The organism is Pseudomonas syringae group sp. J248-6 (assembly GCF_032586995.1).
Lineage (GTDB): Bacteria > Pseudomonadota > Gammaproteobacteria > Pseudomonadales > Pseudomonadaceae > Aquipseudomonas > Aquipseudomonas amygdali.
In genome coordinates, this window is sequence record NZ_JAWHOP010000014.1 from 55,596 (window position 1) to 68,978 (window position 13,383).

The following is a 13,383-nucleotide window of genomic DNA, read 5'->3' on the forward strand; positions in this document are numbered from 1 at the left end:
GAGGCACGCCGTGTCGATTCATATTGCCTTGCACCATGTCACGCACTATCGCTACGAACGCGCGGTCGAACTGGGTCCTCAGATCGTTCGCCTGCGCCCGGCCGCTCACAGCCGCACGCGCGTACTGTCGTATTCGCTGAAAGTCCTGCCCGAAAACCACTTCATCAACTGGCAGCAGGACCCTCAAGGTAATTACCTGGCGCGTCTGGTCTTCCCGGAAAAGACCAGGGAATTTCGCGTCGAGGTCGATCTGGTCGCCGAGATGGCGGTGTTCAATCCGTTCGACTTCTTTCTGGAGCCTTACGCCGAGAACATTCCGTTCACCTACGCCAGCGAAGAGCAGCGCGAGCTGGCGCCGTACCTGGAAAAACTGCCGCTGACCCCGAGATTTCAGGCGTATCTGGACAGCATCAGTCGCGAGCCGATACCCGCCATCGACTTTCTGGTGGGCCTCAACCAGCGCCTGAGTCAGGATGTCGCTTACCTGATCCGTATGGAACCGGGTGTGCAGACCCCGGAATTCACCCTGGAAAACGCTTCAGGTTCTTGCCGTGACTCCGCGTGGCTGCTGGTGCAGCTGTTGCGCCATCTGGGCATGGCGGCGCGATTTGTATCGGGCTATCTCATCCAGCTCAAGGCCGATGTCGAGGCGCTGGACGGGCCGTCGGGCACTGATGTCGACTTCACCGACCTGCATGCCTGGTGCGAGGTCTATCTGCCGGGTGCTGGCTGGGTCGGTCTGGATGCTACTTCCGGCCTCTTTGCAGGCGAAGGGCATATTCCGCTGGCGTGCAGCCCGGAGCCGTCTTCCGCAGCGCCGATCAGCGGTCTGGTCGAGCCGTGCGAAACCGATTTCAGCCACGAAATGTCGGTCGAGCGCATCTGGGAGGCGCCACGCGTCACCAAGCCTTACACCGAAGCGCAATGGCAGGACATACAGGCGCTTGGCCGACAGATCGACGCGGACCTGACGCGTGACGACGTGCGCCTGACCATGGGCGGCGAACCGACGTTCGTGTCCATCGATGATCGCGACGGTGCCGAATGGAACACGGCTGCGCTGGGGCCTCGCAAGCGTGAGCTGTCTGCCGAGCTGTTTCAGCGCATGCGCGCGCATTACGCGCCACTGGGGATCGTGCATTTCGGCCAGGGCAAATGGTATCCGGGCGAACAGTTGCCACGCTGGTCACTGAACTGTTTCTGGCGCAAGGACGGTAAACCGGTCTGGCGCAACAATGCGCTGATCGCCGATGAAACCCAGGATTACGGCGCTACCGGCGAGCTGGCCGGGCGCTTTCTGGCCAGCGTTGCCGAGCGTCTGAAACTGCCGGCCCGTTTCGTTTTTCCGGCTTACGAAGACAATTTCTACTACCTGTGGCGCGAAGGTGCGTTGCCGGTCAATGTGACTGCTGAAGACTCGCGGCTGGGTGATGAGCTGGAGCGCGCGCGTCTGCGCAAGGTATTCGCTCAGGGGCTGGACAAGATGATTGGTCAGGTCCTGCCGTTGGCCCGTAATGCAGGCGGCGACAGCTGGCAGAGTGGCCGCTGGTATTTGCGTGACGAACACTGCCGTCTGGTGCCGGGTGATTCCGCGCTGGGCTATCGCCTTCCATTGGCATCGCAGCCCTGGGTCAAGGCGGCGGAGTATCCGTTCATTCATCCGACCGATCATAACCAGGACTTCCCCGAGCTTGCCGACAGCGATTCGCTGACCTCGGCGCTCAAGTCCACAGATATCGACGCCGAACGCTCGCCGAAAATCGATGAGTCGGCCGACTGGCTGACTCGTACGGCGCTGTGTGCCGAAGCGCGCGACGGGCGTCTGTACCTGTTTATGCCGCCACTGCAAAAGCTTGAGGAGTACCTTGAACTGGTGGCCGTGATCGAAGCGACCGCTGAAGAACTGCAATGCCCGATTCTGCTGGAAGGCTACGAGCCGCCGAGCGATCCGCGTCTGTGTAACTTCCGCATTACCCCGGACCCTGGTGTGATCGAGGTCAACGTGCAGCCGTCCGCCAGTTGGGACGAGTTGGTCGAGCGCACCGAGTTTCTTTACGAGCAGGCGCGTCTCACACGCCTGACCACAGAGAAATTCATGATCGACGGCCGTCACACCGGCACTGGCGGCGGCAACCACTTCGTGCTGGGTGGCGCGACACCGGCGGACTCTCCGTTTCTGCGTCGCCCAGACCTGCTGCGCAGCCTGATCAGCTATTGGCACAACCATCCTTCGCTGTCGTACCTGTTTTCCGGTCTGTTCATCGGCCCGACGTCCCAGGCACCACGTATCGATGAGGCGCGCAACGACTCGCTTTATGAAATGGAAATCGCCTTCGCACAGATGCCGGAGCCGGGTGAAGAAGTTGCGCCGTGGATCGTCGATCGTCTGCTGCGCAACCTGTTGATCGACGTCACCGGCAACACCCATCGCGCCGAATTCTGCATCGACAAGCTGTACTCGCCCGATGGTGCAACCGGGCGTCTTGGCCTGCTGGAGCTGCGTGCCTTCGAGATGCCGCCGCATGCGCGCATGAGCCTGGCGCAGCAGTTGCTGCTACGGGCGCTGGTGGCGCGTTTCTGGCGTGAACCCTATGCACCGGCCAAGCTGGCACGCTGGGGCACGCAATTACATGATCGCTTCATGCTGCCGCACTTCATCGAGCAGGATTTCGCCGATGTGGTCGCCGACCTCAACGCAGCAGGCTACCCGGTACAGGCCGACTGGTTCTCTGCGCATTTGGAATTTCGCTTTCCGAAAGTGGGTGATTACGCCGTCAACGGCATCGAGCTGGAGCTGCGGCAGGCGCTGGAGCCCTGGCACGTTCTGGGTGAAGAGGGCTCGGCCGGTGGCGCGGTGCGCTACGTCGATTCGTCGCTGGAGCGTCTGCAGGTGCATCTCAGCGGGTTGCCACCGCAGCGTTACGTGTTGACCTGCAACGGCGTCGCGGTGCCTTTGCAGCCCACCGGACGGGCTGGCGAGTTCGTCGCGGGTGTGCGTTATCGCGCCTGGCAGCCGGCCAACTGCTTGCAACCGACCATCGGCGTCCATGCGCCACTGGTTTTTGATCTGGTCGACACCTGGATGCACCGCTCGCTGGGCGGCTGCGCGTATCATGTCGCCCACCCGGGCGGCCGCAACTATGAAACCTTGCCGGTCAACGCCAACGAAGCGGAAAGTCGTCGCCTTTCACGTTTCTTCCGCATCGGTCACACCCCGGGCAAACTGGACGTTCCGTCGCTCAACATTAACGACGAGCTGCCGATGACGCTGGATATGCGTCTGCATTAGAAAAACAGTGGCTCTGTGCGTCAGATGCACACGGACGTGACATCTGACTGCACTAATCTGAAGTCCTTACGTTGCCTGCCGAGCCTTCCATGCCCGACCTGCTTGACCATTACCCGCTGTCCGAGGGTACTTACCACGAAATGCTCGATGCCGACGGTGCCGTCCGCCCGCACTGGCGTCGTCTGTACGAACACATGCAACGCAGCACCTCGGCGCAGCTGATCCAGCGCCAGGCCTTGCTGACCCGGCAGATCCAGGAAAACGGTGTCACCTACAACGTTTACGCCGACCCCAAAGGCGCGGATCGCCCATGGGAGCTGGACCTGTTGCCGCACATCATTGCGGCGGATGAGTGGCAGCACGTAGCGGCAGGGATTGCCCAACGTGCACGGCTGCTCAACGCAGTGCTGGCGGACCTTTATGGCTCGCAGACGCTGATTGCCAATGGCCTGCTGCCCGCCGAACTTGTGTTTGGCCACAACAACTTTCTCTGGCCGTGTCAGGGAGTAAAACCTCCAGAAGGCACGTTCCTGCATATGTACGCGGTCGATCTGGCACGCACCCCGGACGGGCGCTGGTGGGTGACTGCCGACCGCACCCAAGCGCCTTCGGGTGCCGGTTATGCACTGGAAAATCGCCAGAGCGTCGCGCGTGCCTTGCCGGAAACCTATCGTGACCTGCAAGTCCGGCACCTCTCGGGTTTCTTCGACGCATTGCAACAGACGCTGGCCCGTCAGGCGCCAACCAGCAACGAGGCACCGCTGATCGTCCTGCTGACGCCGGGCCGTTTCAACGAAAGCTACTTCGAACACTTGTACCTGGCGCGACAACTGGGCTATCCGCTGGTCGAGGGTGGTGATCTGACCGTGCGCGATGCCACTGTCTACCTGAAAACCCTCAGCGGCTTGCGTCGGGTTCACGCCATCATGCGCCGTCTGGACGATGACTTCTGCGACCCTCTGGAATTACGTACCGATTCTGCGCTCGGTGTGCCGGGGCTGCTGGAGGCTGTGCGTCAGGGCAATGTGCTGGTCGCCAACGCATTGGGCAGTGGTGTTCTGGAGTCGCCTGGCCTGCTGGGCTTTTTGCCGAAAATCAGTCAGTACCTGTTTGGCGAAGATCTGATCCTGCCATCGGTTGCAACCTGGTGGTGCGGAGAGCCGCCCGTGCTGGCGCAAGCGCTGGAGAAACTGCCTGATCTGTTGATCAAGCCTGCATTTCCTTCGCAGCACTTCGCCCCGGTGTTCGGTCGCGATTTGAATGAGGAGCAGCGCAACGCGCTTGCCCTGCGCATGCAGTCGCGCCCCTATGCCTACGTTGCTCAGGAGCTGGCGCAGTTGTCTCATGCACCGGTGCTGCAGGCCGATGGCACCGGTCTGCAGCCGCGCGCCATCGGCATGCGTGTCTACGCAGTGGCCAGCCTCGACGGCTATCGCGTGCTACCGGGCGGCCTGACCCGAGTGGCCGCCGAAGCCGATGCCGACGTGGTATCGATGCAGCGCGGCGGTGCGAGCAAGGACACCTGGGTGCTGGGCGAACGCTCGCACCTTGGCGAGCCCTGGAAGGGGCAGCGCCCGCTGGGTGTCTATGACCTGATTCGCCGTGATCCTTACCTGCCGTCGCGGGTGGTGGAGAACCTGTTCTGGTTCGGGCGTTACTGCGAACGTTGCGACGACAGTGCTCGTCTGCTGCGCATCATGTTGACGCGCTATGTCGATGACGACGATCCCCTCGCGTTGCAGGCGGCTGTCGCGCTCGCCGAGAGCCTGGGCATGCTGCCCGAAGCCGAGGAGGGCGAAGAGTTGAAGGACCGCCTGCTGGTTGCTCTGCTGGGCGACGAGTGGCCGTTCAGCCTGCGCGCCAACTTGCAGCGTCTGCAGTGGGCCGCTTCGCAAGTGCGCGGCAAGCTCTCACGGGAAAACTGGCAGGCGCTGGTCGAATTGCAGCGCGAAGCCTCGAGCCTGGAAACCGACGAGCCGGATTTTGGCGAATTGCTGGATTTCCTCAACCGGCTGGTGATGTCTCTGGCAGCGCTTTCCGGTTTTGCGCTGGACGACATGACCCGCGATGAAGGCTGGAGCTTTTTGATGATCGGGCGACGTATCGAGCGCCTGAAGTTTCTCAGCACCAGTCTGGCGGCGTTTTTGCGCGGTTCGGCAGTCTCGGAGAAAGCCGGGCTGGAGTGGTTGCTGGAGCTGGGCAACAGCAGCATCACTTATCGTTCGCGGTACATGGCCGTGCCGCACCTGATTCCGGTGCTGGACCTGTTGCTGCTTGATGAGCAGAACCCGCATGCGGTGCTATTTCAGCTCAAGCTGGTGCAACGTTCGCTACGCCGCCTGAACGACGAGTTTGATGCGCCGCGTGACAGCAGCCTGGCGGTGCTGGCTCAGCGTCTCGCCGCATTTGACCTTGGCAGTCTGGAGAACCCGCTATTCGGTCAGAGCAGCATCGACGCTGTCCTCGACGGGCTGGCCGATCTGCTGCAGAGCATTGGTGACAGCAGTGGGCAGGCCTCCGACCGCTTGGCGCTGCGTCATTTTGCCCACGTCGATGACGTCAGCCAACGCACGGTATCTGTTTGATGAGCGCCTTCTACCAGATTTTTCATGACACGCATTACAAGTACGACAGCCCGGTTTCGCTGGCTCAGCAACTGGCGCATCTCTGGCCGCGCAGCAGTCCGTGGCAGCGTTGCACCGAGCAGGCACTCGAGATTTTTCCGGAGCCTACCACGCGCCGTGATGAGCTGGATGTTTTCGGCAACCCGCTGACCCGACTGGCGTTCGAGCGTCCACATGATGAATTGCAGGTCAATGCGCGGTTGCGTATCGAGGTCATGGAGAAGCCGTTTCTGGACTTCAATCTGTCGCCGGAATGGGAAGTGACCCGCAGTGCGCTGACCTACAGCGCCAAGCCGATGACTGCTGATATTCTGGAGGCCTGCCGCTATCGCTTCGAATCCCCCTATGTTCACCTGAAGCGTTCGTTCGTCGAATTCTCGCAGGTCTGTTTCCCGCCGGGCCGCCCTTTGTTGTTGTGCGTACAGGCCCTGATGGAAAAGATTTTCGAGGAATTCACCTTCGATGAAGAGGCGACTCAGGTCGCCACGCCCCTGGTGGAAGTGCTGGAGCGGCGACGGGGTGTGTGTCAGGACTTCGCCCACTTGATGCTGGCGTGCCTGCGCTCTCGAGGTCTGGCCGCGCGCTACGTCAGTGGCTATCTGCTGACCCAGCCACCACCGGGCCAGCCCCGCTTGATCGGTGCCGATGCCTCGCATGCCTGGGTATCGGTGTTCTGTCCGGCCTCTGGCTGGGTTGACTTCGATCCCACCAACAATGTGCAACCTGCGCTGGAGCACATCAGCCTGGCCTGGGGACGTGACTTCTCCGACGTATCGCCTTTGCGCGGCGTGATTCTGGGCGGTGGCACGCATGATCCCGATGTCCGGGTGACGGTAATGCCGGTCAGCGCCTAATTACCTGCTCCCGTGAATCGTTATTCAGTGGGGCGCTCCGTCGCGAGCGCCCGAGGGACCATTTGACGCACGTCCTTGGAACCCTGGCCCTGATCGGGCACTCTCTTCTTACGTCAGTTATCACGTTAATCAAGTCCTGCCCTGGAGATTCAAATGATTCGCAAGCTTGTAGCGATTTCGCTGTTGTCGTTGGCCAGTAGCCAGTTGCTGGCTGCCGAGTGCTCGGTCACAGTCGATTCGACCGATCAAATGATGTACGACACCAAAGCCATTGAGATCGACAAGAGCTGCAAGGAATTCACCGTCAACCTGACTCACTCCGGCAGCCTGCCGAAGAATGTCATGGGCCATAACTGGGTGCTGAGCAAGAAGTCCGATACCCAGGCAATCGTTACCGACGGCATGGCTGTAGGCATCGACAAGGATTACCTGAAGCCCGACGACAGCCGTATCATCGCCCACACCAAAGTCATCGGCGCTGGTGAAAAAGACTCGGTGACCTTTGATGTATCGAAGCTGGACCCGGCACAGGAATACCAGTTCTTCTGCACATTCCCCGGGCACATCAGCATGATGAAAGGCGCTGTGACCCTGAAGTAACGACACGCCCCGAACGAGGACGCAGAGCGTCGCACGATAGTTGAGATTATCGTTCCGCACGCTCCAGCGTGGGAATGCCGTGGGTGACGCTCTGCGTCACAGAACTGTGCCGCGCCGCACATTCAGAAGCGGACGCAGAGCGTCCAGAAAGGCGTACCCACGCGGAGCATGGGCACGATAGTGTTGCTGCTCTCTCGTTCCGCACGCACCCACTCAAGGCGCGTATGGTAATTCGCGTTTGTGCTGGGTCTTGGCGTAGGTTTCGCAGATGATCTTGAAGGCTTCCTCACGCACCGGTTCACCGTGCAGGAAAGCGTCGATCTCGGCGTAGGTCACGCCGTGCGAGGCTTCGTCCGGTTTGCCGGGGGACAGGTCTTCCAGGTCCGCCGTCGGTACTTTCTCGACCAGTGATTCCGGTGCGCCGAAATGGCGGGCAATAGCGCGCACCTGGTTTTTCACCAGACCGCTCAACGGTGCCAGATCGCATGCGCCGTCGCCGAACTTGGTGAAGAAGCCCATCACCGCTTCGGCCGCGTGGTCAGTACCGATCACCAGCCCCTGATAAGCGCCGGCGACGGTGTACTGCGCGACCATGCGCATACGCGCCTTGGTGTTGCCGAGGACGAAATCCACCGAGCTGGCCGGCAGCCCATCGAACGCCTTCACCTCAGCAGCCAGCGCCTTGACGCTGCTACCGATGTTGATGGTATGGCGCTCGTCCGGTTCGATGAAGTCGACCGAAGCCTGGGCCTCGTGCTCATCGGCCTGCACGACATAGGGCAGGCGCACGGCGATAAAGCGGTAGCTGTTATCGCCTGTGCTCGCGCGCAATTCCTTGACTGCGCGCTGTGCGAGCAAGCCCGCAGTCAGTGAGTCGACTCCGCCACTGATGCCTAGCACCAAGGTCTTGAGCCGCGCGTTCTGCAGACACTCCTTGATGAAACTGACGCGGCGGGCGACTTCTGCCTGCAACGCGTTCTGGTCCGCGAAAGGTGGCTGGACCTTGAGCTGTTCAGCAATCTGGCGCTGTACGGCGTGCATGATTCACTCCTCGTAAATAGGACAATTCAAGCTGGTTTTTCAGGGCTCGGCAAATCCGGCACCTTGAACACATGCCGCAGGTAGGCGACAAAGTTCGGGTCCTTGCACTGCGTCTTGCCGGGCTCGTCGGAAATCTTTGCCACAGCCTGACCGGCGCATGCGGTCATTTTCAGCACCATGTTCATGGGCGCGATGCCGGGTATGTCGGCGGTCAGGTTGGTGCCGATCCCGAAGCTGACATTGATGCGTCCGCGCAACGCCCGGAAGATGTCGAGTGCCTTGGGCAGGTTCAGCCCGTCGGAAAACACCAGCGTCTTGCTCATCGGGTCGATACCGAGCTTCTGGTAATGCGAGATGCATTTTTCGGCCCACTTCACCGGGTCGCCCGAATCATGGCGCAAACCGTCGAACAGTTTGGCGAAGTACAGATCGAAGTCATTCAGGAACGCGTCAGTGGTGATGCAGTCGGTCAGTGCGATACCCAACAGGCCGCGGTACTCGCGGACCCAGCAGTCAAGCGCGGCAATCTGGCTGTCGATCAGGCGCGGTCCCAGTTGTTGATGGGCCATGATCCATTCGTGAGCCATTGTGCCCAGCGGTTTCAGGTCAAGCTGACGCGCCAGATGAACGTTGCTGGTGCCGACAAACTGGCCTGGGAAGTCGTTTTTCAGGACGCCAAGCATTTCTTCCTGCACGCGATAGGAAAAACGCCTGCGCGTGCCGAAGTCCGCCACTTTCAGCTCGGCCAGTTCATCGGCCGTGGCATGAGTGGTCAGCCATTCGAACTTGTCATACAGACGATCCCGCGCCTGACTGAGCAGGGTGTCAGGATAGCGGTGCCGGTTGCGCACCTCGCTGACGATCGCCAGCAGTGGCACTTCGAACAGAATGACGTGCAGCCAGGGACCGTGCAGACGAATGCACAGCTCATCGTTTTCGATGCTGGTTTTCACATAGCGGGTGTTAAAGCGGAACAGTCCCAGAAACCTCAGAAAGTCCGGTTTTATGAACGTGATGCGCTCCAGAAAAGCCAGGTGTTCCGGGCTCAGGGACAGCTCGCACAGCAACTCGATCTGGTGTCTGATCTCGTCCAGGTAGGGGCGAAGATCCTCCCCGTTGCGGCACCGAAACTCCCACTCAACGTCGACGTTGGGGTAGTTGTGCAGCACTGCCTGCATCATGGTCAGCTTGTAGAAATCGGTGTCGAGCAGGCTTTGCACGATACGATTTGAAAAGGCGCTCTCGCTCATTGAATCGGGCTCTCCAGAGCAGCCGGATAATGTCGGACCCGCGACTTCCTGTCTGTCACCACGGAAAGCTCACGGCCGGATGGGTGGGCATTGTCGCCCTTAACGGGCCGGTTGATCCAACTGTTCCAGCATCCACTGCAGAAAAACCCGGATTTTGGGCACGTCGGCAGTGTGTTCCGGATAGGACAGGTAGTACGCACTGTTAGTGCTGGGCAATGCGTAATCCCATGCAATTACCAGCTTGTTCTCTGCCAGTTCTTCCTCGACCAGAAAGCGTGGCAACAGTGCGACACCGCAGCCGACCTGTGCGGCGCGGATGCACATATAGAACGTCTCAAAACGCGGGCCGTGATAGCTATGGTCGGTGTGATAGCCCTGGCTTTCGAACCATTCGTGCCAGGCTTCGGGGCGGAATGCGTTCTGCAGCAGGACCAGTTCGCTCAACTGAGTCGGGTCGCTGAGGGGGGCATCCGGCAGGCTCTCGGGTGAACACACCGCTACCAGTTCTTCGCCAAACAGCTTCACGCTTTCCGCGCCCGGTATGGCGGCCTGGCCGAAATAGAACGACACGTCACAACGTCCCTTGATCAGGTCGTCAGACTCCTGTTCGTTGATCAGGTCCAGGTGAATATGCGGATGACGCAAGCGCCAGCCCTTCAGGCGTGGCACCAGCCAGCGGGCACCGAACGTCGAGGGTGTGGACACCCGCAGTACCTCGGTTTCTCCGCCGTAAGAGCGCAGGAAGTGAGTGGACATCTCTATCTGGGTCAGGATCTTGCGCACTTCGGCCAGATACAGCGCCCCGGCTGGCGTCAACTGCAAACGGCGGCGGACGCGCTGAAACAGCAGGTGCTGAACCAGCTCCTCAAGCTGCGCAACCTGTTTGCTGACGGCGCTCTGGGTCAGGTTGAGTTCTTCAGCCGCGCGGGTGAAGCTCAGGTGCCGGGTCACCGCCTCAAAGCATTGCAATGCGGCTATCGAGGGCAGATGACGTTTGTTCAGCATGATGGTTTCTCTGTTCGAGGCGCGAGGGTGCAGACACGGGCACTATGAATAATCGGAATGATATCTCGCTTAAAGGTCGTTTGTCGGTCGCATGCGGGAAGGTTATTACTGCGCTTGCGTGACGTGTGTTTCAGATTAAGGCGTTGATCCCGGCAGTTGCGGCTGAATCCGCTAGCCTCAAATGGTGCGTCTCGTAGCGTTCGCGCACCGGGCGTGTGCAATTCGGTGACGCGTGTTGTTACAGGTGGGTTGTCCAAAGGTATTGGGTCGGGTTGCTATTTGATCTGGCTTGGGTTGCCCTTTTTATGGGGAGGGTTGCACCTTTGGCGTCTCAAGCGGTTGTACGGCCTGCGACTTGAGCAGTCGTATTATTGAATGGCTGGAAACGCATGACATTTTCAATAAGAAAAAAGTGATGGCACGGGCCTTGCTCTAAGCAAACGCGTATCCGGGCAATCATGTAACCGCACTGCTAATTAAAAAAATATCCTCAGGAGCACCACTCATGTCGCATACGTTTTACAGGAAAGGTTTTCTGGCAATCGCAGTGGCAACTGCATTGGGCGTGTCTTCGTTTGCACAGGCGGACGTGAAAATCGGCGTTGCGGGTCCGATGACCGGCGCGAACGCATCATTTGGGCAGCAGTACATGAAAGGTGCGCAGGCTGCGGCCGACGCGATCAACGCGGCGGGCGGTGTGAACGGGGAAAAAATCGTGCTGGTCGCGGGCGATGACGCCTGTGAGCCGAAACAGGCCGTGGCAGTGGCCAACCGTCTGGTTGACCAGGACAAAGTGATCGGCGTGGTCGGGCACTTCTGCTCATCGTCGACCATTCCTGCTTCAGAGGTTTACAGCGATGCGGGAGTAATTGCCATCACGCCGGGTTCGACCAATCCGACGGTGACCGAGCGTGGCCTGAAGGAAATGTTCCGCATGTGCGGTCGTGACGATCAGCAAGGTGTGGTCGCCGGTGATTACATCGTTGACGTGCTCAAGGGCAAGAAAGTCGCGGTCATCAATGACAAGGACACCTACGGTAAAGGGCTTGCTGATGCCACTGCCAAACAACTGGTAGCGCGTGGCGTGAAGCCGGTACTTGAGGAAGGTCTGACCCGTGGCGAAAAGGATTTCAGTGCGCTGGTAACGAAAATCCGCTCGACCGGTGCCGATGTTGTGTACTTCGGTGGCCTGCATCCGGAAGCCGGTCCACTGGTTCGCCAGATGCGCGAGCAGGGCCTCAAGGACGTCAAGTTCATGTCCGATGACGGCATCGTGACTGACGAACTGGTCACCACTGCCGGTGGTGCGCAATACGTTGACGGCGTGTACATGACCTTCGGTGCCGACCCGCGCGTACTGCCGGATAGCAAGGCAGTCGTGGACGAATTCCGCAAGTCCGGTTACGAGCCTGAAGGCTATACCCTCTACGCGTACGCTTCGATACAGGCCCTGGCTGCCGGTTTCAATGGTGCCAAATCCAACAAGGGCGACAAAGCCGCAGAGTGGCTCAAGGCGCATCCGGTCAAGACCGTCATGGGTGAAAAAGCCTGGGATGCCAAAGGCGACCTGAAAGTCTCCGACTACGTGGTTTACCAGTGGGACGCCACCGGCAAATACAAGCAACTCGAAAAACAGAAGTGAGATAGACCTCGTGTCAGTTCTGCCCGGCAGACGCTGACCCGGTGATGGGCTCGCCCATGAGCGAGCCTGCATCTCTTTTATTGTTTTCGGACCTGTCGGTCGCACCTCACGAGGGTGTGATCGGCAGGGTGCTGAGCTGCCTTTCAGTGTGAGCGTGCGTGATGGATGGGATCTTCCTGCAACAAATGGTCAACGGACTCACCCTCGGGTCTGTCTATGGCCTCATCGCCATCGGCTATACGATGGTCTACGGCATCATCGGCATGATCAACTTCGCCCACGGCGACGTTTATATGATTTCCGCCTACCTGGCCGCTATCGGTCTGGCGGTTCTGTCTTTCTTCGGACTGGAATCCTTTCCATTCCTGATTCTCGGCACGCTGGTCTTCACCATCGTGGTGACGGGGGTATACGGGTTTGTCATCGAGCGCGTGGCCTACAAGCCGCTGCGCAACTCGACCCGGCTGGCACCGCTGATCAGCGCCATCGGTATTTCCCTGATCCTGCAAAACTACGCGCAGATCAGTCAGGGCGCTCGCCAGCAGGGCGTGCCCACGTTGCTTGAGGGTGCGTGGCGCTTCGAGATCGGCAGCGGCTTTGTGCAGATTACCTACACCAAGATCTTCATTCTCATCGCCGCTTTTGTCGGCATGGGCGTGCTGACCTACATCATCAAATACACCAAGCTGGGCCGCATGTGCCGCGCCACGCAGCAGGACCGCAAGATGGCGTCGATCCTTGGCATCAACACTGATCGGGTCATCTCCTATGTGTTCATCATCGGTGCTGCCATGGCGGCACTGGCCGGTGTGCTGATCACCATGAATTACGGCACGTTCGACTTCTATGCCGGCTTCATCATCGGCATCAAGGCGTTCACTGCCGCGGTGCTGGGCGGGATCGGCTCGCTGCCGGGCGCCATGTTGGGCGGTTTGATCCTGGGGGTTGCCGAGTCGCAGTTTTCCGGCCTGATCAACTCCGATTACAAAGACGTGTTCAGTTTCGGCCTGTTGGTGCTGATCCTGATTTTCCGTCCCCAAGGCCTGCTGGGTCGCCCACTCGTGGCGAAGGTATAAGT

9 protein-coding genes are annotated in these 13,383 nt (G+C 59.9%); 6 read left to right on the top strand and 3 right to left on the bottom strand.

Annotated elements, in window-relative coordinates; all coding sequences use genetic code 11:
* Positions 1 to 10 precede the first annotated feature (10 nt).
* The 4 genes from RYC17_RS18120 to azu all read left to right on the top strand — a co-directional run bounded on the left by RYC17_RS18120 (position 11) and on the right by azu (position 7,367).
* Positions 11 to 3,289, top strand: coding sequence for a transglutaminase family protein (locus tag RYC17_RS18120; protein ID WP_316903964.1), 3,279 nt, complete (start codon positions 11 to 13; stop codon positions 3,287 to 3,289).
* A gap of 89 nt (positions 3,290 to 3,378) precedes the next feature.
* Complete coding sequence (locus RYC17_RS18125; RefSeq protein WP_316903966.1) at positions 3,379 to 5,874, top strand: circularly permuted type 2 ATP-grasp protein; 2,496 nt, start codon at positions 3,379 to 3,381, stop codon at positions 5,872 to 5,874.
* On the top strand, positions 5,874 to 6,767 hold the full coding sequence (locus RYC17_RS18130; RefSeq protein WP_011167571.1) for a transglutaminase N-terminal domain-containing protein: 894 nt from the start codon (positions 5,874 to 5,876) through the stop codon (positions 6,765 to 6,767). The genes RYC17_RS18125 and RYC17_RS18130 overlap by 1 nt, the downstream gene beginning before the upstream one ends.
* Positions 6,768 to 6,920: 153 nt before the next feature.
* The gene (gene azu / locus RYC17_RS18135; protein WP_122258584.1) at positions 6,921 to 7,367 is read left to right on the top strand and encodes an azurin; all 447 of its coding nucleotides are present in this window, start codon (positions 6,921 to 6,923) and stop codon (positions 7,365 to 7,367) included.
* 213 nt (positions 7,368 to 7,580) lie between these two features.
* On the opposite strand, the gene nadE is transcribed toward azu, so the two are convergent.
* The 3 genes from nadE to RYC17_RS18150 form a co-directional block, all read right to left on the bottom strand.
* On the bottom strand, positions 7,581 to 8,408 hold the full coding sequence (nadE, locus tag RYC17_RS18140; RefSeq protein ID WP_004654655.1) for an ammonia-dependent NAD(+) synthetase: 828 nt from the start codon (positions 8,406 to 8,408) through the stop codon (positions 7,581 to 7,583).
* Between the two features lie 26 nt (positions 8,409 to 8,434).
* Entirely contained in the window at positions 8,435 to 9,658 is a 1,224-nt protein-coding gene (gene pncB / locus RYC17_RS18145; RefSeq protein ID WP_002551841.1) for a nicotinate phosphoribosyltransferase, read from the bottom strand.
* A 99-nt stretch (positions 9,659 to 9,757) separates the two neighbouring features.
* On the bottom strand, positions 9,758 to 10,663 hold the full coding sequence (locus RYC17_RS18150) for a LysR substrate-binding domain-containing protein (protein ID WP_005742976.1): 906 nt from the start codon (positions 10,661 to 10,663) through the stop codon (positions 9,758 to 9,760).
* 505 nt (positions 10,664 to 11,168) lie between these two features.
* On the opposite strand from RYC17_RS18150, the gene RYC17_RS18155 reads away from it, so the two are divergent.
* Both RYC17_RS18155 and RYC17_RS18160 read left to right on the top strand, forming a co-directional pair.
* Positions 11,169 to 12,305 carry a branched-chain amino acid ABC transporter substrate-binding protein gene (locus tag RYC17_RS18155; RefSeq protein ID WP_058401226.1) on the top strand — a complete coding sequence of 379 codons (1,137 nt, stop codon included), beginning with the start codon at positions 11,169 to 11,171 and terminating at the stop codon, positions 12,303 to 12,305.
* Between the two features lie 161 nt (positions 12,306 to 12,466).
* Entirely contained in the window at positions 12,467 to 13,381 is a 915-nt protein-coding gene (locus RYC17_RS18160; RefSeq protein ID WP_002551844.1) for an ABC transporter permease subunit, read from the top strand.
* Positions 13,382 to 13,383 lie beyond the last annotated feature (2 nt).

What these genes read in the sequence shown, in the direction of transcription:
- RYC17_RS18155 (WP_058401226.1), top strand. Translation starts at nt 11,169, where the DNA reads ATGTCGCATACGTTTTACAGGAAAGGTTTTCTGGCAATCGCAGTGGCA.
- nadE (WP_004654655.1), bottom strand. Translation starts at nt 8,408, where the DNA reads ATGCACGCCGTACAGCGCCAGATTGCTGAACAGCTCAAGGTCCAGCCA.
- azu (WP_122258584.1), top strand. Translation starts at nt 6,921, where the DNA reads ATGATTCGCAAGCTTGTAGCGATTTCGCTGTTGTCGTTGGCCAGTAGC.
- RYC17_RS18130 (WP_011167571.1), top strand. Translation starts at nt 5,874, where the DNA reads ATGAGCGCCTTCTACCAGATTTTTCATGACACGCATTACAAGTACGAC.
- RYC17_RS18160 (WP_002551844.1), top strand. Translation starts at nt 12,467, where the DNA reads ATGGATGGGATCTTCCTGCAACAAATGGTCAACGGACTCACCCTCGGG.
- pncB (WP_002551841.1), bottom strand. Translation starts at nt 9,658, where the DNA reads ATGAGCGAGAGCGCCTTTTCAAATCGTATCGTGCAAAGCCTGCTCGAC.
- RYC17_RS18150 (WP_005742976.1), bottom strand. Translation starts at nt 10,663, where the DNA reads ATGCTGAACAAACGTCATCTGCCCTCGATAGCCGCATTGCAATGCTTT.
- RYC17_RS18125 (WP_316903966.1), top strand. Translation starts at nt 3,379, where the DNA reads ATGCCCGACCTGCTTGACCATTACCCGCTGTCCGAGGGTACTTACCAC.